Origin of the sequence: Anaerocolumna aminovalerica (assembly GCF_900115365.1) — a bacterium.
Taxonomy (GTDB): Bacteria; Bacillota; Clostridia; order Lachnospirales; family Lachnospiraceae; genus Anaerocolumna; species Anaerocolumna aminovalerica.
The window spans coordinates 14,760-38,036 of sequence record NZ_FOWD01000021.1; the positions used below are offsets into that span (position 1 = coordinate 14,760).

The following is a 23,277-nucleotide window of genomic DNA, read 5'->3' on the forward strand; positions in this document are numbered from 1 at the left end:
ATGCTTTATAGAATGCTGGTTGTGTGGCTTTTCCGAAGCAATTGCAGCTTTATTTCAACAAAAGAATTTATCTGTGCCGATAAATACCCGGCTCTCTTAAATAATGGCACAAAGAAGTCATCACATCTCGAATGCGGTACAATTCACTCTCTTTATTGCCAGCTCTCCATAGCTTTTCATATTTTATCAGCCACTTTTCTGTTTGAGCTGCTAAACTTATAGCTTCCTCTCTTAATTCACGATTTTCTAAAGCTTTTTGACCCTCTGGCTCAAAATAGAACTTTTTAATCATTAAGCCAATATGCTGCCAAAGTTTTACCAGCTTTGCCATATGTACTGCTTCCTCCAAATCTCTCTTTCTTGAGAAATTTAGTTTGCTGTACACCTTACCTTTATAATCCTCCAGTTTATCTAATAGAGATTCTAATTCCTCCAGTATGGATCTAAAAAATGAACAATCCGGTTCCTCAATAAATTCATGAGCAGCACCATAAGAGGTATTACCAAAAGAAACATCAAAATACCACTTCATTAAATGTTCCCAAGTAATATGCATTTTATTAGATATATCTGTAAGAAGCGAAAACAGGTTAAGGTGATCCATATCCTCATAGCCCAGATGAGGACTGATTGCCTCGTGGTAGCTTTGAAGAGAATCACAGTTTGAATCTTTGGGGTTCCAAGACATTGCTGCCCCCAGGATTAAGCCCTGTAAAGAGGTACTTAGACAATTGATACTGCCAAAGTCTCCCCAATCTGTTACAAGAACGCCATCCGCTTTATATTTTTCTCCATATCGGATAAGTTTTGTTATATTTTGAAATGCTCCCTCATAATCATTAAGGGCACGGTTCCATCCTATGGTCCCGGGGCATACATACTGAACTACCCCGGCTTTCATAAAGGTATATGTATCATCCTCTGTAACCTCAGGGTCATAATTCCAGTTCATGCATATAACGTCTTTGGGAAGCTCTTCTAAATATTCCGGGTGCTTTATAATCATATCTCCGAAAAACATGACTTTCTTTCCCATCTCTTCCACAATACTCATGACTTCCTTCAGGAAATTAACATAGAGTTCTGTGCCCCCTACTTGCTGTGCCAGTTCCTTATTCTTTCCTTTTCCAATATCAAAGGTTTCGTCTCCGCAAATATTTACGATTGGGGAACGAAACAGGGGAACGAAATTCTTCAGCATATTTCTAACTAATTCTATGGATTCCGGATTGGTGCAATCCAGTGTGTGATGCAGTTGGCGTTTCATCCAGTCATAAGGTTCATTTGGATAATCTTCATACTCACATAAATGTTTATAGGAATCACTTTTTAAGATTTCATATAAATGCCCAAAAGTAGCAATACAAGGTACTAATTGTATCATGTGTTCCTGACAGTAGGCATCCAGGGCGATAATATCCTCTCCCCTTAGGCCGTCCTTACCCACATTAATTTCCGAAGTAAATTCAAACATAAAGGTATGCTCTATATATAATTGAAGCATATTTACCTTAAAATCCGAGGCAAGATCAACAATCTCAAACAGATATTCCAGCTTTGGCACCCTGCCTCTTGTAATATCAATCATCCATCCCCGGTTACTGAATGCAGGCTTATCTTTAATTGTAATAACAGGCAGTTTATTTTTATATTTTACAATAAGCTGTTTTAAAGTTTTAATGCCATAATACAGACCTTTATATTGGCCTTTGATGATAATATTATTATTGTTTATAACAAGTTCGTAGGCTTCCTCTGATTCAGCAGCTACTTCTTCCTGTATTAGAACAATATTCTTTCCATTCTTTACAGGTATTGCACTAATTATAACTTCTACTCCAATTTCATTATAGATAATATCTCTTAAATCAATTAACCATTTTTTCTTCCTTGCCTTATCTTCTTGAATGCTAATAACAGTATCTTCTGTAATGGCAAAATGTCCATCCACTACCTCATAAAATTGAGGACTTGGAACCAGGCCGGGGTATTTAATCATCTTAACCTCTATTCCGTGCTTTAGCACAATTTAATAATGACAGTAATTTTGTAAAGCCGCAAATTACCGGTTGAAAAACTTGTTTTTCAACTATCCTCCTTTCAAATAGTAGTTGAAAAACTATCAAGTAAAAGCCCAATAGCGCCCATAGTACTATAATATTCTCCAAAAGATTTACCCTTTAATGCTATAGCCTTCTGATACCAGGGCGAAGATTTTATCTCCGAAGTTGCCTTCATATAATCCATGTTATCCAATATTGTTTCATTTTCTCCATAAATTCGAATATCCGATATATCAGAATAGGTCAATTCAAATTTATTCAGAAGATTATTTTCAGAATAACTATGAAATACTTCAAGGGGAGATTGAAAAGCTGTCTGCATCACTGTTTTAATTTTCTCATCAGATATAGCAGCATTCTCAATAGTATGAATGAATTGAAGTGTTTCCTCAATCCTGCTTTCAACACGGGCAATCTCTGCTTTTGCTTCTTTTAGTGATTGTTCATAAGCCATTTTACGCATACGAACTGTTAATAATATGCCAATAAATAATATAGGCAACAAACTGGCTGTTCCAAAAGCAAATAAGAAACTTCGACCTGTTTTTTTCATTCCTTTTCTCCCCAACCCCAGAAATAAAAACTTTATTGTAATTCTCTTCTTATAAACTCCAATTAATTACCATTAGTATAACATCAATGGTTTGGTGAATCAATGATAATCCCTGTCTTTTCTAAATTTCTTACTAATAATATAGAACAATAAACATCCTAAAAAAGCTCCTGTTCCATCAATTAAAACATCCGTCACCTGACCTGATCTGCCCGGAATAAATAGCTGATGGAATTCATCTGTTGCAGCATATAATACTGCTATTACTTCTGACCATAATATTAAGGAAATTCCTCTCTTATCATATACATAAAGCCAGTAGGAAAGAGCTATCGCTAACACGGCGTACTCTGTCATATGGGCTGCTTTACGTATTAAGGTCTCCAGCAATTCTAGCCAATGGATTCTCTCTTCTATTGGTAATTCTAAACTAAATATTTTCTCATTAAGTGAAAAGATATTCTCAATAATACCGCCGCTTAATTTTGAAGATTCTGCTGCCTCCTGATGAGAGAAATAAAAAATAATGCACATTATGATAAGTGCTGGTATTACTGATAAAATTCTATATTTTTTCTTCATGTCTTTTTTCACCTTAGTATAAAAACTTAATTTAATGTATGCAATAAAGCTATAATAATCTAATTGATAATAATAATAATTTAAATTATAACATAATACATTTGCCTGAAACAAGAATTTGTACTTAAATTAATATTAATGCAATAAAATTCTAATATTGATCATATCAATAATTTACATTCTAAAGAAATTAAAAAAGAGCTGTAGTATTTAGTCATTTGAAAGTGCAGTAAAACAACTCTTTCAATATATGACATATTCTACAACAGCTCTTTTTGTTCTCTATAACCCATACTCCGTCATCTTCCGATATAACGTAGCACGGCTGAAACCGAGCATTTGCGATATTTGGGTTTTATTATAACCTTCTAACAGCAAATCTTTTATTCTCTCTTTTTCCATATCACTGATGGATACAATCTCTTCTACCTCTGTTTTTAAAAGGCCCATGTGTTCTATATCTTCACCAGTGACGTTGCCATTATTTCTTATTACTATCTGCTCTAATACTTTTTCCAATTCATTAATATTATCATTCCAATTATATGTACTTAATAATTTAATTGCAGAATCAGATAATACAATATCTTCTTTCCGATATTTTGTTTGATAAAACTTAAAACCGGATTTAATAATATTCCGAAGGCCTTCTTTATTGTTATTAAAGGAAGGTATTTCTATTAAGTTTTCTGCAATACGGTAATAAAGTTCATCTAAGAAGACTCCTTGTTTCACCAATTGAAGCAAATCTTGTGTTGTGGAGAACATTAAACGAACATCACTGCAAACTTTGGTTATTCCATAATTACGAATGGTTCTGTTTTTTATAAATTCCATTAGCTTTTTCTGTAGATATATTGGAAGGTGTTCAACATTATGCAATAGTATAGTTCCACCGTCTGCCTTTTGTAGTTCACCAAATTCATCAAATACATAAGGTTCAAAAAGATCCCTATAAATATTGTCACAGTATACTGTAATTAATCCTCTTAAGTTACGGTTGGAATAATTACAGATAGCCTTTGCCAACATTTCATTTAAATTTTGATTTTTCCCATGTATTAATAGGGTATCATTAGTAACCGCTATGGTTTTCGCATGTTCTAAAATATCACTAGGAAACAAATAATCCTTTAACCACTGAAAAGTAACAAGTGAACCCTTTCCGGCAGCACTTGCATCTTGAAGTAAATCATTGGTAGATCGGAAGATAAACATCACTTGGTATTGGGAGCCTTTCGTACGCACAAGCTTACATGAAGCACAGCCATAAAATGTACGATTTCCAAGATCCAATAGTATTTTTTGATTATTAAAAGTATTCCTTGTTTCAAAAAAATCTTCAAGTAACTTATGGGGTAATATATTTTGAAGTTGTTTTCCATTAATGTTCTGATCAAAATTCATACTTGAATAAAATTTTCTATTAGCATATTGAATAATTCCAAAATTATCAGTTAAAACAATAGCATCAGAGATAGTATCTAAAATTGCTTCCCGTTCCTTTATGGTATTCTTTATTTCAAAATTTTCGTTTTTATTTTTCAGCTTCCCAACTAAAACTGCAGCCATATTTTCTATAAATGCTATAGAATAATCTATATCCTGAAATATTGAAGATATCCTGTGTTTTGGTAAAATCATAGCAATTGCCCCAATTACCCTATCCTCGTAATAGATAGGCACACCGATAAAACCAACAATTTGGCACTTATCTATTTCTTTGCATTTTTGACAGATATAGAAATCTCTTTTATCGGCAATAACTACCTTTTCTTGTTTTACTATTACTTGTCCAATCATAGTATCCATTCCGATTTCAGAGTACTGACTAAAATAACGAACCGTTTCACCTATTACATTAAAGTTGTTATCCACTATTAATACGTCAGCATCTACTCTCTTAGAGATTTCATTAGAAAATTCTATTACTGAATCTTTGATACTACCTAAAAGTGTAGAAATAATCATACTAACCCTCCATGCTTCCAACACCTGCGAATTTGGGCGCAAGCATAATATTTGCAAAGCGAATTGTTTTACAATTCACTTTGTGAAAAATCTTGATTTTTCACACTTCTCCCTTTTCTTTCCCATAATAACTATTATATTATTATAGCACAATACAGAATTTTGATAAATAATTACCAAACCTTTTTTATATTTATACATGTGTAATTTTGATACTTGCCGTAGTATAAAGGAGAATACATATATTCATTTTAATAGATAATTTCGAATTATATGCATTCTCCTCTTAATATACTAACAATACGTCAAATATGTATACATTAAATACTATAGCTTATTATTTTTTATCTACTTTCTTAAAGCATACTTCACAGATGTTGTCACCTTTTGCAATAGTTTTTCCTAAATGGAATTCAAAGTTATCAAATGTACTAGCGATACCTCTATCACCATCCATAGCGATATCACATAACATTGCGATTTCTTCTTCATCATCAGTTAATTTCTTCCATGCAGCAACTAATGGACAGTAATGGAATTCAATGTTGAATTCGTCTTCTGTTAATGTAGTATCCATTTCGAAGATATTTCTTACATTATCAGATATAAATTCTGGTGCAAATACTGCAAGATCATCTGTCTTTGTATATTTGTTATTACCATGGAAGCATCCGCAAGCTGTGATTGCGTCTCTTGCGAAATCATAATCTAAACCTCTTTTTTTCGCTTCCTGAACTAAATAATAGAACCAAGTTGCTCTGTGTTCAATGGCATCTCTTAAATCTTTAATATGTTGTCCTCTGTCACTTGCTTCATTCTTAATCATAGTTAATGTCTCCTTTTACTTATATTTTATATTACACTACTTTGTAGTTATAATCGTTATTGTAATTTTTCTAATGCATAATCCATTAAAGTTGATATTTGATAAGACATGGTCACTGCTCCCGGATCTAAATGTCCTAATCCTTTATTAGCCTGATAAGTAGCTCTGCCACGTACCGCTTCCATATTCTTTGTATTTTCTGCACCATCTACAGAAGCTTTCTTTACTAATGCAAGGGTTTCTTCTTCAGATAATCCTTTTTCAATGGACTCTTTAAAACAGGTAACTGCAGGATGCAAGCTGTCAATCATAGTTTTCCAACCAGGTTGTGCATTACCTCTTGCCATAATTGCATCCAGCATTGCAGCAAGAACATCACACAAGTCTTTACTGGTTATAACATCCTTATCTTTTAAAGTTTTAGCAGCACCTAAGTAAGCACTTCCATATAATACGCCTGATGACCCACCGATAACAGACATCATAATTTTGCCGATTTCTTTAAACTCCTCAAATAAGTTCAGAGTCTCTAGTCTATCTGCTTCTTCTACCAGTTTTTCAAAACCCATATTAATGTTGCTCCAATGGTCTCCATCACCGGTTGCAGAATCTAATTCTGTTATATAATCTCCATTTGCATGGATTAATTCATAGGCTCTTTTGATATATTCCACATAATCTTTGCTGGTCAATTGTAATGCCATACTGTAAACCTCCTTATAAAACCTTTAATGCAGGTGTATCGCACGGTGCATCCAGTAATTCTTTTAATTCATCATCCAGTTTCATTAAAGTTAAAGAGCAGCCTGTCATATCTAACGCTGTCATATAGTTTCCAACAAATGTTCTATATACTTTAATATTCTTTTCTTCTAATAACTGCTGTACTTCATTATTTAAGATGTAAAGTTCCATTAATGGAGTGCCGCCTAAACCATTAACCATAAGTGCAACTTCACTATTGCTGTAATCATAGTCTTCCAAAACCTTATTTAATAAAATTTCAGCTAATTCTTTGGCAGTTTTTACATTAGTACGTTCCACTCCAGGTTCACCGTGAATACCCATACCAATTTCAATTTCATCTTCACCTAATACAAATCCTGGCTTTCCAACTGCAGGTAATGTACATGGAGTCATAGCCATTCCCATACTTCTAATATTGGCGATAGCCTTTTCTGCTGCTGCCTTTACTTCTTGCAGATTTGCTCCTGTTTCAGCTTTTGCTCCGGCTATTTTATGTACAAATACAGTTCCTGCAATACCTCTTCTGCCGGTAGAATAAGTACTGTCCGGCACTGCAACGTCATCTTTAACAACAACGGTTTCCACTTCAATGTCATCCATCTCAGCCATGTCTTTAGACAAGCCGAAGTTCATAATATCACCGGAATAGTTCTTAATAATCATAAGAACACCTTTACCTGAATTGGTCTGATTAATTCCTTCAATAATACGGTCCGGACTTGGAGAGGAGAATACATTACCTGAAATAGCAGCATCTAGCATACCTTTTCCAACATATCCTGCATGTGCCGGCTCGTGTCCTGCTCCGCCACCGGATATAACTGCCACCTTATCTGATTTTTCTCTTCTTGTTATGACTTCTAACTTTTCAATGTATTTTAAACTTGGATATGCTTTTTCCATACCCCGTAAAAGTTCACTTACTACATCTGTTGGTTTATTAATTATCTTCTTCATAGGAACCTCCTGTTTTATTTACTTTCATGAATTGTTTTAGGATTCTTCGCCTTCGGCTCTATTAACATGATGTCATATAAACTAGCCTTGACCCAAATAAGCCTTTTTAACTCTTGGATCATCTGCAATATCTTTTGCAATGCCTGACATAGAAACCTTACCATTTTCAAGAACATAAGCACGATGAGATACAGACAGAGCCATGTTTGCGTTCTGCTCAATTAATAGAATGGTAGTTCCCTGATTATTTATTATTTCAATCAAGTCAAAGATTTGTAGAACTATGTTAGGAGCTAGACCTAAGGAAGGTTCATCTAACAGTAAGAGTTCCGGATTGCTCATTAAAGCACGTCCAATGGCTAACATCTGTTGTTCACCGCCGGATAGAGTTCCTGCAACTTGTTTAATTCGTTCTTTAAGTCTTGGGAATAATTCATAAACTCTTTCAAAACCTTCTTGTATCTTAGTTTTATCTTTTATATTATAAGCACCTAATCTTAAGTTTTCTTCTACAGAAAGGCCAGGAAAAACTTCTCTTCCTTCCGGAGAAACACTGATACCTTCCTTGGAAATGTTGTATGGAGGCATATTGGTGATCACTTTATTCTTAAAGGATATGCTTCCTTGCTGGGAACGGACTATACCACAAATGGAGTTAATTAAAGTTGATTTACCGGCACCATTGCTGCCAATAAGGGAAACGACTTCTTTCTCCTTAACATCCATGGTAATACCTTTTAATGCATGAACATTTCCGTAATAGGTATGTAAATCATTTATCTTCAGCATTTTTTCTCCCCCTTCCCAAGTAAGCTTCAATTACTCTTTCATTGTTAGCGATTTCTGCGGGCAGGCCACTTGCAATAGGTTTACCGTGGTCAATTACGTAGATTCTGTCTGAAATATTCATAACAACGCTCATATCATGTTCAATCATGATAATGGTGTATCCTTTTTGTTTTAAGGAACGAATGAATTGCAATAATTCCTCTGATTCCTGTGGATTCATGCCTGCTGCCGGCTCGTCTAACAAAATCAGCTTTGCTCCTGTAGCAATTGCTCTTGCAATCTCCAACTTTCTTTGATCTCCATAGGGCAGATTCTCTGCATAATCATCTCGATAATGATCCAGTCCAATGGATTTTAATATTTCAATTGCTCTAAAAACTTTTTCATCTTCCTCTTTCCTAAACTTAGGGGAACGAATAACGCTTTCTAATAAATTATATTTTGTCCTTATATGTGTGCCAACTAATACATTTTCTACAACACGTAAGTCCTGGAAGAGACGAATATTTTGAAAGGTTCTTGAAATACCACTTTTCACGATTTGCTGGGGTTTTAAATTATGGATTGGTTTTCCATCAAATATGATTTCGCCTTCGTCTATTTTATATACTCCTGTAAGCATGTTAAAAACTGTCGTCTTACCAGCACCATTTGGTCCAATAATGCTGACAATTTCACCTTCATTTACTTCAAAGCTTACTTTATCTACTGCTACAATACCACCGAATCTTTTTGTTATACCATTAACCTGTAAATATGCCATATTTTCATAGCTACTGATAACAGCTAGCTCTCCTTTCTCAATACTTTTTTAAATGAAACCTCTTATGAAGGTGAATTTTCTAAATCTTGCAACCTCTTTTTCACATTCTTTGAAAGCTTATATGGCATCTGAGATTTCCATCCAAGTAAGCCTTGAGGACGAAAACGCATCATGAACACTAGGATTAAACCATATACAACAAAACGATAATCCATTAACTTTCTAGAAACTTCAGGGAAAGAAATCAACACAGCTGCCCCAACAAACATTCCTCTTACAGTTCCCATACCTCCTAAAATTACGATACTTAAAATTAAAGTTGAAATATCAAAGGTAAAGGAGTTTGGATCCACGTATCCGATTAACGTTGCATAGAATGCACCCGCCACTGCAGATATAAAAGCAGATAAAACAAATGCAAGAACTTTATAATAGGTTACGTTAATACCCATCATTACACCGGCCATTTCGTCTGTTTTAATCGCTAAAAATGCTCGGCCTGTTTTTGAATTAATGAGAACGATACAAAAAATAGTGATTAATGCTACTAAAGCCAGCATCATATAATATAGACCATTGTTAGCTAAAGTCAGTTTTATTCCGAATATTTCAGGCTTTGGAATACCTTTAACTCCAAGAGTTCCATTGGTAACAGAATCCCAGTTCATTAAAACAGTTCTAACAATTTCACCAAATCCCAATGTTACTATAGATAAATAAGTTCCTGTCAATCTTAAGGTCGGAAGACCTAAAAGGATTCCAAAAACAGCTGCTAATAATCCTCCTAAGATTGCAGACGGTATAAAATTCATACCGGACTTTATGGCTATGATAGAAGCAGTATAAGCTCCAATGGCTACAAAGCCTGCATGTCCTAAAGATACAAGTCCTGTATAACCGGTCAGAATATTAAGTCCCAGACCCAACATAATATAGATACCTATTTTAATAAGAATATTCATTATGTATTGACTGAATCCCAAATGGGGTACTACTAACAGTATAACAATACTAATGATTCCAATAGGTAGTTTGTATTTACTAATAAATGTTTCTAAATTGTAAATAAAGCCTTTACCAGATTTTTCAGATACCATTTTTTTCACCATATCATTACACCTTAGTTATACCTTTCTTACCAAATAATCCATTTGGTCTAATTATTAAAACGAGAATTAAGATAATAAATGCTGTACAATCTCGGTAGGAAGATCCAAATACTGTTGCTGTTATAGATTCGGAAATACCTACAATTAAACCACCGATTAAGGAACCTGGTAAACTACCAATACCGCCTAATACCGCTGCAGCAAACGCCTTTAGACCTGCCATATATCCCATAGTAGGATATACGATCTGATAATATCCACTGATCAGGACACCAGCTATGGCTGCTGAAACACCTCCTAGGAAGAATGTAAAAGATACTATGAAATTTACATTAATTCCCATTAGATTGGCGGCTTTTGCATTCTGCTGTGAAGCACGCATAGCCAAACCAATTTTTGTTTTATTTACGATTATTACAAGGACTATCATTAGTAATAGAGAAACGAGAAACATAAAAATCTGAGAAGAATTGATTTGAACGGAGCCTAAGTTTACTGTTCCATAATCAAATAATCCTGGAAATGGTTTCTTCTCACTGCCCATAAAAGCGGTTAATAAGTTTTGAATGATGTTAGAGATACCAATTGTTGTAATTAATGACGCGATTGGTATAGAATGTTTTTTTCTTAAAGGTTCTAGTGCTGTTTTATCTATTGCAATTCCTAGTAAACCTGTTAATAATAAACTTAAGGCAACAGCAGGAATTATTCCAAAGTTCATTCCAACAAACAGTAATGCCATATGGGCTCCGAAAGCATAGATAGAACCGTGAGAAAAATTAACTAGCCGTAATATACCAAAAACGAGAGAATAACCAACCGCAATCAACGCGTAAGCCATTCCAATTGACAGCCCATTAAATATTTGTTGTATAATCATTTTTCCACAATTGCAGGAAGCCTCCTGTCAATATACTCCTTTCAAGCAAAGTTAAATTAAGTAATTTATTCGAGCAGAAGCGGATAGTGGGTTGTTTTTGAGGGAATGAAGGTATCCGCTCCGCTCTTTGTAAACTTACAAAATGCAGTAAAAATATACTTAATTACTTCATTTGAACAAATTTACCGTTTTCAATAGTAACTTTAACGAATTCTTTCTGAACATCACCATTTTCATCGAATTTCGTATCGCCAGCTACACCTGGATATTGAACCCCGGTTAAGGCTTCTCTTACTTTAGCAGAATCTGTTGTTCCTGCTTCTTGAATAGCTGTTAATAACATACCAACTGAATCATAAGCCTGAGAAGTTAATGCACTTGGTTCATTTCCGAATTTTCCTTTGTATTTTTCTACATATGCCTGGATTGTTGGATCTTCAGAACCTGAGAAGAAAATAACAGGGAATCCAACACCTTCTACGTCTTCTCCACCTAATTCAATTAATTGCTGACTATATGCATTGGAGAAACCTACAATTTTGATATCAGGATTTACACGTTTATATTGTTTTGCAACTGGAGCAACTAAATTGTACATACCAGCACAAATTACAACATCTGCACCTGCTTCATTTAATTTTGTAATAGCCGGGCTGTAATCATCAGAACCTTCTACTACTTCTTCATGAGCAACAATTTTAACTCCATCGCCCTCAAGTTCTGTTGCTAAATCTTTGATAACTTGAGCTGTACCGGTACCCCAGTCAGTTTTAATAGATATAATACCAATGTTTTTCTTACCAAAATCATTTACAGCAATATCAAGACTGGCTTTTGCTTCTGTACTGATTACTGTATTATTTCTGAATATGTAATCACCGATACCGGAGTAATCTTTATGTGAAGCTGAAGGAGAAATTTCAATAATATTATTCTCATTGTAAACAGGAGCTGCTGTCATACAGACACCGGATGCAAAATGTCCGATAACACCTATAATATCTTTTGAACTTACAATTTTTTGAGCTATAGTTGCAGCTTCTTCTGAAGAGTTCTTATCATCGTAGGGTACAATATCAATTTGTTTACCTAGTACTCCACCTTTTGCATTCCACTCTTCAGCCATCATATTGGCTGCATTCAGGAAACCTTGTCCATACTCAGCGTTATCGCCTGTCATAGGGGCAGCAACTGCGATTTTAATAGTGTCAGCTGATGAACCTGTTTCTTTGGATCCTTCCTTTTTACCGCACCCTGCAAGGAGGGAAATTGTCATTGCGGAAATCATCGCCAATGATAAAACTTTTTTCATTTTTTTCATAAAACACACCTTCCCTTTTTATATTTTCCCAATCTTTAGTAACCTTAATGTTTCCTTTACAGATTATTTTTCAACCATAATCTTTAAAACTACATCATCTGTTTCTCTCATACCCTCCTTTGCCAGTCTGACTACTCCATCGACTGTTCCTTGTATGTTATCTTTAACTATGCCATCACCTGGAGCAAATGCCTTACCTCTTAAAGACATCATAGTTGCTACAATTGCTGCATCTACACTAGAGGCAATTTTTGCTGCGCAAGAGGATTTTGCACCATCACAAATGATACCTGAAACATTAGCTAAAGTATTGGTAATGGTTTGTGAGATCTGTCCCAAATCTCCTCCGTAAAGATATGTGATACCAGCTCCTGCACCTGCTGCTGCACTAACTGCACCGCAGTAAGCTGATAGTCTGCCGATTCCCGACTTTTGATAAATTGCTATCAAATTGCTGATACATAATGCACGATAAATCTTTTCATCAGAACAGTCTAATTTCCTTCCGTATTCTACTACTGGTAAGGAAGCTGTCATTCCCTGATTACCACTTCCGGAGTTAATTACTACCGGCAGTTCGCAACCGCTCATGCGGGCGTCAGAACCTGCTGCAGGCATTGCCTTTGCACGAACTTTAATATCATCACCATACACCTCTAAAAGAGTGGCCCCAACATTGGCCCCGTAGGGACGTCTCAAACCTTCCTTAGCGATCGCAGTATTATATTCAATTTGCTTTGCAAGGACTTCTTCTACTTCTGAAATATCTACAATATTAGCAAATTCCACTATGTCTTCAACATTTAATAAATCATAGTTAATATCACTGTCTTCCTCGGCTTCCACATCATGAGGAACATCCAGAAGAACTTCGCCGTTTTTTTCAACACGAACGATTCCAGTGTGGGTATGTATGGTTTCAACTAAGGAGTAATTATTCCCTTTGTACATTTTAATAATGATATGAAGTTTAGCAGGAGACTCCAGAATTTTTGTCTCACAAATATTCTGTTCCAATAATCTTCTGGTTTCTTCAACATCATCTTCTTTTACATTACTTAAAACTTCCAACCCCCTTGTAGGATCTCCGCCAACTGCACCTATAATAGAAGCTGCTTCGATACCTTTTAGGTTCTTGGTAGTGGGTACAATAACTCCCTTAGCGTTTTTAATAATGTTACCACTGCATTCTGCAACTATTTTATCCGGAAAATCACCTAAGATTTCTCTTGCCTTAGCCGCTGCATAAGCAATGGCTATTGGCTCAGTACAACCTAATGCAGGAACCAACTCGCGTTTTAAAATACTAACATATGTAAAATACTGTTCTTGTGTTATGCTCATACTATTGCTCCTTACAAAGTATTTATAAAAGTGTGTCATTTTGATATATGTTTCTCTCTATGTACAAATTATAACATATCACTAATTTTTTTCAAGTATTTCGACACAAATTATGCACATCCAACAACTTTTCTACTGTATTATACAAATTAGCTATTGTAGAACGGAGGTTTTTTGTCAATTATATATAAATAGTTTCAAAATTAATGTACTATTCTGAAACACATGAATAAAACAATCCTTTATACCCTTTTTAAATTTTTAAATATTATTCTGTTTTTTATATTAATAAAGCAAATTTTTATTACTTTGTACAACAAAAATGGTCATAACTGGTAAACCCCTGTTAAATACAGCCTTTCACCACTTATTAATACTTATTTTTGCATTATATTTCTTCCTGATGTTACACTATCCTATATTTGTGTATCATTTTAAAACAGTGTATATTTCAATAGAACTCTTGTAACAAAAAAGGTGCCTGATACGTTAAATTTCAAGCGTTAATCATGCACCAATATTTTTTTATTAGAATTATATTTATATCATTACATTAAGTTACTTCTTAATCTTAAATTTTAATACCGTATCGTTTAATATCGCTGCAAGTTCTGCCTGACTTTGGGTTGTGGACGCTACCTGCTGTATCGCTATGGAAGCTTCACTTAGGTTATTTTTAATAACTTCTGCTTCTTCATTAGATTTTTGTGTGGTTACCGCTATATTTTGTATAGCTGCACTTACTTGATCAATAGAAGCTGCTAGTTCTTCTGTCATGGCTGCAATCTCTTCAGACATCTGGCTGGTATTATCAGAATCTTTATAATACTGCTTTCCAACATTTCCGAATTCTTCAAATTTAAGATCAACATTTTCGTTAATGAACTTTAAGGTTTCATTACCGTTTAAAGATAAATTTCCAAATGCTTCCTGTACTTTTAATATTGTATCCTGAATAGCAGATACTGCCTGTGAAGACTGTTCAGCCAGCTTCCTTATCTCATCTGCAACTACAGCAAAACCTTTCCCCTGCTCTCCTGCTCTTGCAGCTTCTATAGCCGCATTTAAAGAAAGTAAATTCGTCTGCTCTGCTATACTTGCTATGGTTTCTGCCATAACACGGATATTATCTACTACTTTTCCATCTTCAATAGCTTTTAATACCTTCTCACGTTTTTCAGCATATAAAGCTCTAACCTCTTCGATGGCTTCAGTTCCTTTTCTTTCAACTTCCCTTGCCCTTTGTTTCGCTTCGCTGGCATTACTGCTGCCTTCTATTGCTTTATCGGATAATACATTAATACTGGAGTCAACTTCTTCTACAGAAGCAGTTATTTCTTCTGAAGTTGCACTGGTATCTTGAATACCCACTACTATATGTTTCACTGCATTATCTATGTATTCAACTTTTGCAGTAATTTCTTCAGCAGTAGCAGAAAGTTCTTGACTTGAAGCACTCATTTCCTGAGAATTTTCCATAATTAGTTTTACTAAGTCACTTACATTATCCTGTGCTTTATTTAATGCAGCACTAGTTTGTCCAAACTCATCTTTTCTCTTCATGATAATAGGAACAGAGAAGTCATATTGAGATAATCTGGTGGCAAGTTCTCTAATTTTGACCAATGCGGAGTTTATATTGTGTATCATAATAAAACTTACAAATAATGCAACTAATACTCCTATTACTCCAGAGATTGTCATTATCATGTTGGAACTTACATATATACCTTGGTTTTCCTCATTAAATGCTTTGGCGTGATCAAAATTAGCTTGAATCATAGTATCTAAATTAGTCATCATAGCTACTCTGACCGCAGATAGTTTTTTATAGCTTTCTACTGCGTTAGTGTAATCACCGCTATCCAGAGATCTTCTTATGGCTAGCCTTTGATTTCGATACTCTTCAAACTGACTTTGGAAAATCGGAAGGATTTTTTGTTCCTTCTCTGTTAAGTATAAAGATTGATAACTTTCAAGAAGCTCCATGATCTGGGATGTATTGGATTCAATCTCGTCTAATAATTTAGATTTAACTGACTCATCTTTTACATATATAAGCTTCAAAAAATTGCTTTCGATTTCCACAAGATTTATATTTATTTCTTTTAGTTTACTGACTCCATGTACTTTATCCTGATACATATGCTGTGAGTTATTTGCTACCCTTTCTAAAGCACTGGTGGCATAAAACCCGATTATAAAAATGATCACAGCTAATATAAGGTAAGAAAAGATCAACTTCGTTCTTACCTTTAAATTATTAAAAAACTTCATAATTATGTCTCCTCCTATAATGTTTTCACTTTTTTACCCCTGATTATTATGAAGTAAAAATAAAATGTTCGTATGAGATAGCATACAAACATAAACTTTGTAAGGATTTTAAAATAAAGAGATTGGATTTACATAGTACAAAATGACATTTATACTAAAATTTTACACTATTTTTTACCATATTGCAATCGTTTTCGACAATTATTTTCCATTTTTGTTTTATTTTTAAACTAAAAGCGATTTTTATTGACATTAAAGTAAAGGCTGTTACAAAACAAGGAACCGTCAATCTTCAGGTTAAAGATGACGGTTCCTTGCTTGTTACAGCCTCTTGTGGGTTATTTACGAAGCTTATTTATATAAGGTTTATTTGTGGGCTATATTTTATAAATCCTCTATTCATTCTTATTATTGTAAAAATTTTATAATATCTTCATATACACTTTTAGAATCCAGCCGGTAACACTCCAATAATTCCTCCGGAGTTCCTGACTGACCAAATTGATCCTGTACTCCAAGTTTCTTTATTCTATAACCGCCTTCTTCCAAAAGCACTTCTGCTACAGCATCACCAAGCCCGCCTATTACAGAATGTTCTTCTAAGGTAATAACATTTTTGCATTTTGCTGCATAGGTTTTTACAATTTCTTTATCTATAGGTTTAATTGTATGGATATTTATTATTGCTATATCTATTCCATCTGATTCTAACCTGCAAGATGCTTTTAAAGCGCTGTCGACCATGGTGCCGCAGGTAAAAATTACTGCATCTTTACCATCTTTTATTACATTGGCCTTACCGATCTCAAATGGCATATCCTTATATACTGCTGTTGGCATTCTGGACAATCTTACGTAAACAGGGCCCTCTATTTCTGCTGCTGCTTCGATGGCTTTGTAAGTTTCATTGGCATCGCAGGGAACGATTACAGTCATTCCAGGCAATACACGCATAAGTGCAATATCTTCTATTGTTTCATGGCTGCCGCCGTCTCCCCCTAAGGTGATTCCGGCATGAGTCATAGCCAGTTTTACATTATTACCGGGATAACAGATTGAGTTTCTTACCATTTCATAAGCTCTTCCGGTTCCAAACATGGCAAAGGTGCTTATAAAAGGAATAAATCCTGCATCTTCCAGTCCTACTGACATACAAGTCATATTCGCTTCAGCGATTCCCACATTAAAAAATCTTTCCGGATATTTCTCAGCAAAATTACAGGTCATAGTTGCATGAGACAGATCCGCATCTAATACGACTATTCTTTTATTTTTTTCACCAAGTACTGCAAGGGCTTCACCATATGCGGCTCTGGTTGCAATTAGATTTGACATTTTAACCTCGATTCCGGTGCTTTAGCACCTCCCAACTCTGTTAATGCTTTTTCCAGTTCTTCATCATTTAGAGACTTTCCATGCCAGCCTACAACATTCTCCATAAAGGATACGCCTTTACCTTTAATGGTATGGGCTACAATACATTTTGGTTTTCCATGAAAGGGTGCATCTAAAGCTTCTATAATTTGTTCCAGATCATTGCCGTCTGCTACATCATATACGGTAAATCCAAAGGATTCATATTTCCTTCCAATATCGTCCACCCCCATAACCTGTTCACAAGAACCATCTATTTGTAAACCATTATTATCAACAATAACAGTCAAATTGTCTAGTTTATAGTGACTGGCAGCCATAGCCGCTTCCCACACAATACCTTCCTGCAGCTCTCCATCACCAAGCACTGCATATACATGAACACCGTTATTTAATGTTTTTGCCCCCAGAGCCATACCCGTTGCCACAGAAACTCCTTGTCCCAAAGAACCGGTTGAGGCATCCACCCCGGAAAGTTTTTTCTTATCGGGATGTCCTTGCAGGGGGCTATGGAGCTTACGTAATGTTTTTAGCATTTTCTTGTCAAAATATCCTTTATCCGCTAATACAGCATATAGAATAGGTGCTGCATGTCCTTTAGAAAGTACGAAACGGTCTCTGAAGGGATCTTTTGGATTTCCCGGGTTTATATTCATTTTGTAATAGTATAGAGATACCATAATTTCTACCATAGATAAAGAACCGCCGGGATGTCCGGAACCAGCTTCATAGATTTCATTTAAAGTATCCACTCTTAATTGGTTACATTTTTCTTTTAAACTTACTATATTCATCTTTAGCTCCCATCTGCGTGCTTTAGCATTCCAGCCCTTTAGCACATTTAATACATACTAATTATTTTTTACCTAAATAACTGGCCTGTATTGTTTCATCATTCATAAGATCTTTTGCAGAGCCGCTGGTAACGATTTTACCGGTTTCAATCACGTAACCTCTGTGAGCGATCTGCAATGCTGCTTTTGAATTCTGTTCAACTAACAATACGGAGATACCGTCTTTATTAATTGCTTTTATAATTTCAAATATTTCTTTAATAATCAGTGGTGCAAGTCCTAAGGATGGTTCATCCATCATTATGATTTTAGGCTTTTGCATAAGTGCCCTGCCTACTGCCAACATCTGCTGCTCACCACCGGACAGGGTTTTGGCACTTTGCTTTTCTCTTTCTTTTAATCTTGGAAACAAACCATAAACATAATCCAAATCATCAGAAACACCTTTATCTTTTCTTTTATAACTTCCCATCATTAGATTTTCACTTACGGTTAAATTACCAAAGATATGCCTTCCTTCCAAACATTGGGCAAGACCTATAGATGCTATTTTATGAGGTTTCAGGCCGTCGATCCTTTGTCCCATAAAATATACTTCACCGGAAGTTATTTTACCAAGGAGGCCGGAGATAGACCGTAAAGTTGTAGTTTTACCCGCTCCGTTACCTCCAACCAAAGTAACGATTTCCCCTTCGGATACATCCAATGAAATTCCCTGTAATGCATGAATTTCTCCATAATGGAAATTAAGCTCCTTTACTTCTAACACTTTAGACATCTATATCACCTCCTAAATAAGCCTCAATAACTTCTTCATTGTTCTGTACGTAATCCGGTTCACCAACACATAATCTTTTACCATAGTTCAGAACACATACGGTATCGCAAATATTCATTACAACCTTCATGTCATGTTCTACTAAAAGAACTGTAATACCAAGTTTATTCATCTTCTGAATGGTGTCGTTTAATTCTAACTTTTCATTCGCATTCATGCCGGCTGCAGGTTCATCAAGAAGAATTAATTTGGGTTCCGAAGCCATTGCCCTTGATATTTCCAGTCTTCTTTGTTCACCGTAAGAAAGATTGCTGGCCTTATAATAGGCTTTATCCTTTAATCCCATGAATTCGAGAATATTCATACTTTTTTCTATAATAGCTTTTTCTTCGGATTTTTGCTTTTTGGTTTTAAATACTGCATCAAATATTCCTGCTTTACTTTTTGTGTGACACCCTACCATAACATTTTCAAGAGTAGTCATTTTTTTAAATAGATTAATATTCTGATAGGTTCTTGCAATTCCCAATTCATTTACTTTATAAGGTGTTGTTCCTTCTATTTCTTTCTCCTGGAAATAGATTTTGCCGCTTGTAGGTTTATACACACCGCTGATCAAATTGAATAGTGTAGTCTTACCTGCACCGTTTGGTCCAATGAGTCCAAATATGCTTCCCTCCGGTATTTCCAGTGAAACATTATTTACAGCAGTGAGACCGCCAAATTTAATTGTAACATCTTCCAGTTTAAGCACGGGGTTCCACCTTCTTTCCCTTCCTCTTTGCAATTCTTGATTTTATATTGGCAATTACACCTGATACACCATTTGGCATACAGAATAATACAAGCAGAATAAATATGGCATATAATAACATCTGATAACGAACAAATCCTTGCATCACTTCTGTTACAATAGTTAAGATGGTTGATCCAATCAAAGGCCCAAAAGAAGAAGCAATACCGCCAAATAATAACATAGTCATAAAGACATTGGATTGATTATTATTAAAGCCATCCGGACTGATAAATCCTATAAGGTGGGCATAGAACGCACCTGCTAAGCCGGTTAATAAGGCACTTAGAGCAAACGCCATAACTTTATAGTATTTTACGTTAATACCCATTCCGGCTGCTGCATGAGGATTTTCCCTGACTGCAATTAAAGCTCTTCCGAATCTGGAATGAATCAATCTTTTCTTTCCGATTAGAACTAAAATAGCAACCGCTGCGAATAAGAAGAAATAGCTTTGATTACTTTTAAATCGAAAACCAAATAGATTTAAGTTTGGAATATTTAAAATTCCGCTGAATCCATTTGTAAGGTCTTTTGTAACAGATAAAAATATGTATACCATATTACCAAAAGCAATGGTTAATAAGGATAAAAAGTGTTTTACCAACTTAGATGCCGGTATTGCAATTACAAATCCAAAGAACATGGACACCAAAGCTGCAATAATCATACTGATTACTACCGGAATACCTAACTTTATGGACAAGATGCTGGAGGTATATGCTCCAATGGCATAGAAGCCTGCATGTCCAAAAGAAACTTGTCCTGTATAGCCAAATAAAATATCAAGTCCTGTTACTGCTATTGTATTAATACATATAAAACACAGGATAAGAGAAGGATAGGTGCCTCGAAGCATATATGCTGTTATCAAAGCAACAATTATAATTTCTAAGATCAAGAACTTCTTCTCGTTAATAATTTGCCCTGCCGACTTTTTATTTTGTTCCATTTATTCCATTACCTCCTCATTGAAAATTCCCTTTGGCATTAATATCATAACAATAATCAAAATACCAAATGTAATGAAATCTTTATAATTGGAGGTCAGATATGCAGAAACAAATGTCTCTAAAAATCCAAAGAATACACCGCCAATAATTGCTCCGAACATATTACCGTATCCGCCCACTACGGCTCCGGCGAAAGCTTTTTGCCCTATCATGGCACCCATGGACATATAAACACCAAATACCGGCCCCACTACAACACCAATTGCACCAGCCAGCATAGAGGCAATTCCCCAGGCAGTTCCCTTTGTAAGAGGTACATTGATTCCAAGTGCACTGGCTGCTACTTCATCTTGAGCAGCGGCTCTCATGGATATGCCGAACTTTGTTTTTGTTAAAAATAATTGGAGGGCAACCATAATAATAATTCCCACTCCCAGTACTAGTAAATTCTCCGGTGCAACGCTAACTCCAAAAATTTTAACGGATGCAGAGTTGAAAATTGCAGGGAACTGTAAAACATTACTTCCCCATGTTAACATGGAGGAATTTTGTAAAATCATTGATATGGATATGGTACATAAAATTATGTAAACCGTCTGAGCACCTTTTTCGATTAATTTAGTAACCATAACCCGCTCTATAAACATACCCAGCATAAACATAATAATCATAGTTAATAACAAAGCAATTATGAAAGGTAATTGAAGATATTTATAAAACGTGATTCCTAAAAATGCACCAAACATAAGCATGTCGCCCTGTGCCAGGGACATAAGCCCTGAGGCTTTATATATTAAGCCATATCCGATTCCAACTACACCGTATACACTGCCAATCATAAGTGCACCGATAATTAATCGAATAACCATATTGACCTCAATTCCGGTGCTTTAGCACCTTAAAATAATAACCTAAAATCATCATGTCATTCTGAGCACATGTCCGGCTATATTATGTCTTAAACTAAATAAAGCTTATTTTCCGCCTTTCAGTCTCAGAATGACATATTTGTAACAGTCTTAATTCTTTAATATATCATTAACTTTTTACTTTTCAGGATTTGCTTTTCTCCATTCTGCAAAGGAAACATTTTTTCCATCCTGTATGATGTAATTACGGGCTGTTGATAAACCATCTCCGGTAGCCTCGGAAAAATCATAAATTCCCTGAATCAGTTCTTTTCCTTTTACATTAAGCATTGCTTCACGAATAGAATCCGGATCTTTAATGTCTGATGCATTTTTAAGTGCTTCAGCAATTAACATAACAGAGTCATATCCTCTATAAACAACATCTGACACCGGTAATTCCCCATATTCTGCAATAAATGCCTCCAGGAAAGCTTTTTCTACATCGTTAATCGCGTCTTCCACTGTTGCAGGAATAACTGCTGCTGAACCAAATATTACATTATCTGCCGCTTCTCCGGCTACTTTAACTAAATCAGGTACACCCATAGCTTCCGGTCCGTAGATAAATCCTTCATAACCATTTCTCCTGAATTGCTTAATTGCAAGTGCACATTCATTGGTCATACCATAGATCAGAACCCCATCTGGATTGGCTGCAAGAATTTTATTAACTTGTCCGGTATAATCGGTATCTGTAGGTTGATACGTCTCTTCTACTAAAACTTCTACATCATCTCCCATGAAGCCTTTGAAACTTTTAACACCGGATTCACCATTTTCAGCAGCTACACTTAAGATACCAATTGTTTTAACGCCCATTTCTTTCATGGCATCTACTGCTGCTGAGTTTGGCAAACTGCCATTTGCAGTGCCTCTGAATAAATATTTAAAACCTGCATTGGTATAAGATGGACTTGTACCACCGCCAACCTGGAGAAGTTTCGCTTCTTCAGATAATTGAGTTGTAGCTAAGATGTTAGGTGATGAGTTAGATGCTGCAATAGCAACAACTTTATCAACTTCGATTAATCTTGTAACTGCTTTTAAAGCACCTTCCGGTGAAGATTTATCATCATAAACAATAAGTTCAATAGGAGTACCATTGACACCTCCTGCTTCATTAATTTGCTTTACTGCTAATCTTCCACCCTTTTCAAGCATTTCGCCGGCTAAGGCATTAGGACCTGTAATTGTTCCGTATAAGCCAACTTTAATTGTTTCACTGGAATTTTCCTCAGTGCCTCCCGTCTCTTTACCGTTTTCAGATGTTGTATTTTCTTTTGTTTCTTCTTTCCCTGCATTGCCACATGCTACAAGAGATATACTCATAGCAAGTACTAAAAATAATGCTGATAACTTTTTAAACATACCTTTTCCTCCTTTTACACTCAGTATCCCATCTGTTTACAGATGAGACACTTACAAATAAACAGGTTGAAAGAATCCTGTACAGATTCTTTTTTATTTTATTTTCTTTCAACCTTTGTACCTC

General features: G+C 35.2%; 21 protein-coding genes. All 21 read right to left on the reverse strand.

Features of this window, described 5'->3' with window-relative positions; translation table 11 throughout:
- Positions 1-67: 67 nt before the first annotated feature.
- The 21 genes from BM183_RS12325 to BM183_RS12425 all read right to left on the reverse strand — a co-directional run bounded on the left by BM183_RS12325 (position 68) and on the right by BM183_RS12425 (position 23,153).
- Positions 68-1,999 carry a beta-N-acetylhexosaminidase gene (locus tag BM183_RS12325; RefSeq protein WP_091687181.1) on the reverse strand — a complete coding sequence of 644 codons (1,932 nt, stop codon included), beginning with the start codon at positions 1,997-1,999 and terminating at the stop codon, positions 68-70.
- A gap of 101 nt (positions 2,000-2,100) precedes the next feature.
- Positions 2,101-2,616 (reverse strand): cache domain-containing protein, encoded by a 516-nt coding sequence (locus tag BM183_RS12330; RefSeq protein WP_091687182.1) that lies wholly within the window; start codon positions 2,614-2,616, stop codon positions 2,101-2,103.
- A 99-nt stretch (positions 2,617-2,715) separates the two neighbouring features.
- On the reverse strand, positions 2,716-3,198 hold the full coding sequence (locus BM183_RS12335; protein WP_091687183.1) for a VanZ family protein: 483 nt from the start codon (positions 3,196-3,198) through the stop codon (positions 2,716-2,718).
- 282 nt (positions 3,199-3,480) lie between these two features.
- A complete protein-coding gene (locus BM183_RS12340) occupies positions 3,481-5,169 on the reverse strand; it encodes a sigma 54-interacting transcriptional regulator (RefSeq protein ID WP_091687184.1) in 1,689 nt (562 codons plus the stop codon).
- A gap of 337 nt (positions 5,170-5,506) precedes the next feature.
- The gene (locus BM183_RS12345) at positions 5,507-5,995 is read right to left on the reverse strand and encodes an L-2-amino-thiazoline-4-carboxylic acid hydrolase (RefSeq protein ID WP_091687185.1); all 489 of its coding nucleotides are present in this window, start codon (positions 5,993-5,995) and stop codon (positions 5,507-5,509) included.
- Positions 5,996-6,051: 56 nt separating this feature from the next.
- Positions 6,052-6,699 carry a dihydroxyacetone kinase subunit DhaL gene (dhaL, locus tag BM183_RS12350; protein ID WP_091687186.1) on the reverse strand — a complete coding sequence of 216 codons (648 nt, stop codon included), beginning with the start codon at positions 6,697-6,699 and terminating at the stop codon, positions 6,052-6,054.
- Positions 6,700-6,712: 13 nt separating this feature from the next.
- Positions 6,713-7,699, reverse strand: a complete 987-nt coding sequence (gene dhaK / locus BM183_RS12355; RefSeq protein WP_091687187.1) for a dihydroxyacetone kinase subunit DhaK — start codon at positions 7,697-7,699, stop codon at positions 6,713-6,715.
- 81 nt (positions 7,700-7,780) lie between these two features.
- Positions 7,781-8,488 carry an ABC transporter ATP-binding protein gene (locus BM183_RS12360; protein ID WP_091687188.1) on the reverse strand — a complete coding sequence of 236 codons (708 nt, stop codon included), beginning with the start codon at positions 8,486-8,488 and terminating at the stop codon, positions 7,781-7,783.
- On the reverse strand, positions 8,472-9,251 hold the full coding sequence (locus tag BM183_RS12365) for an ABC transporter ATP-binding protein (protein WP_091687189.1): 780 nt from the start codon (positions 9,249-9,251) through the stop codon (positions 8,472-8,474). Before BM183_RS12365 ends, BM183_RS12360 begins: the two co-directional genes overlap by 17 nt.
- Before the next feature lie 62 nt (positions 9,252-9,313).
- The gene (locus tag BM183_RS12370) at positions 9,314-10,360 is read right to left on the reverse strand and encodes a branched-chain amino acid ABC transporter permease (RefSeq protein ID WP_242960983.1); all 1,047 of its coding nucleotides are present in this window, start codon (positions 10,358-10,360) and stop codon (positions 9,314-9,316) included.
- Positions 10,361-10,364: 4 nt separating this feature from the next.
- On the reverse strand, positions 10,365-11,240 hold the full coding sequence (locus BM183_RS12375) for a branched-chain amino acid ABC transporter permease (protein WP_091687190.1): 876 nt from the start codon (positions 11,238-11,240) through the stop codon (positions 10,365-10,367).
- Between the two features lie 163 nt (positions 11,241-11,403).
- Complete coding sequence (locus BM183_RS12380) at positions 11,404-12,561, reverse strand: ABC transporter substrate-binding protein (RefSeq protein WP_242960984.1); 1,158 nt, start codon at positions 12,559-12,561, stop codon at positions 11,404-11,406.
- 63 nt (positions 12,562-12,624) lie between these two features.
- Positions 12,625-13,905 (reverse strand): L-cysteine desulfidase family protein, encoded by a 1,281-nt coding sequence (locus BM183_RS12385; protein WP_091687191.1) that lies wholly within the window; start codon positions 13,903-13,905, stop codon positions 12,625-12,627.
- A gap of 558 nt (positions 13,906-14,463) precedes the next feature.
- A complete protein-coding gene (locus BM183_RS12390; protein WP_091687192.1) occupies positions 14,464-16,182 on the reverse strand; it encodes a methyl-accepting chemotaxis protein in 1,719 nt (572 codons plus the stop codon).
- Between the two features lie 408 nt (positions 16,183-16,590).
- Positions 16,591-17,517 (reverse strand): transketolase family protein, encoded by a 927-nt coding sequence (locus tag BM183_RS12395; RefSeq protein WP_091687193.1) that lies wholly within the window; start codon positions 17,515-17,517, stop codon positions 16,591-16,593.
- Entirely contained in the window at positions 17,505-18,350 is an 846-nt protein-coding gene (locus BM183_RS12400; protein WP_091687194.1) for a transketolase, read from the reverse strand. The genes BM183_RS12395 and BM183_RS12400 overlap by 13 nt, the downstream gene beginning before the upstream one ends.
- 61 nt (positions 18,351-18,411) lie before the next feature.
- Complete coding sequence (locus BM183_RS12405) at positions 18,412-19,128, reverse strand: ABC transporter ATP-binding protein (RefSeq protein WP_091687195.1); 717 nt, start codon at positions 19,126-19,128, stop codon at positions 18,412-18,414.
- On the reverse strand, positions 19,121-19,882 hold the full coding sequence (locus BM183_RS12410; RefSeq protein ID WP_091687196.1) for an ABC transporter ATP-binding protein: 762 nt from the start codon (positions 19,880-19,882) through the stop codon (positions 19,121-19,123). The genes BM183_RS12405 and BM183_RS12410 overlap by 8 nt, the downstream gene beginning before the upstream one ends.
- Positions 19,875-20,873: a branched-chain amino acid ABC transporter permease gene (locus BM183_RS12415; RefSeq protein ID WP_091687197.1), complete on the reverse strand. Its 999-nt coding sequence runs from the start codon at positions 20,871-20,873 to the stop codon at positions 19,875-19,877. Before BM183_RS12415 ends, BM183_RS12410 begins: the two co-directional genes overlap by 8 nt.
- Positions 20,874-21,743: a branched-chain amino acid ABC transporter permease gene (locus BM183_RS12420; protein ID WP_091687198.1), complete on the reverse strand. Its 870-nt coding sequence runs from the start codon at positions 21,741-21,743 to the stop codon at positions 20,874-20,876.
- A 177-nt stretch (positions 21,744-21,920) separates the two neighbouring features.
- A complete protein-coding gene (locus BM183_RS12425; RefSeq protein WP_091687199.1) occupies positions 21,921-23,153 on the reverse strand; it encodes an ABC transporter substrate-binding protein in 1,233 nt (410 codons plus the stop codon).
- Positions 23,154-23,277: the final 124 nt, after the last annotated feature.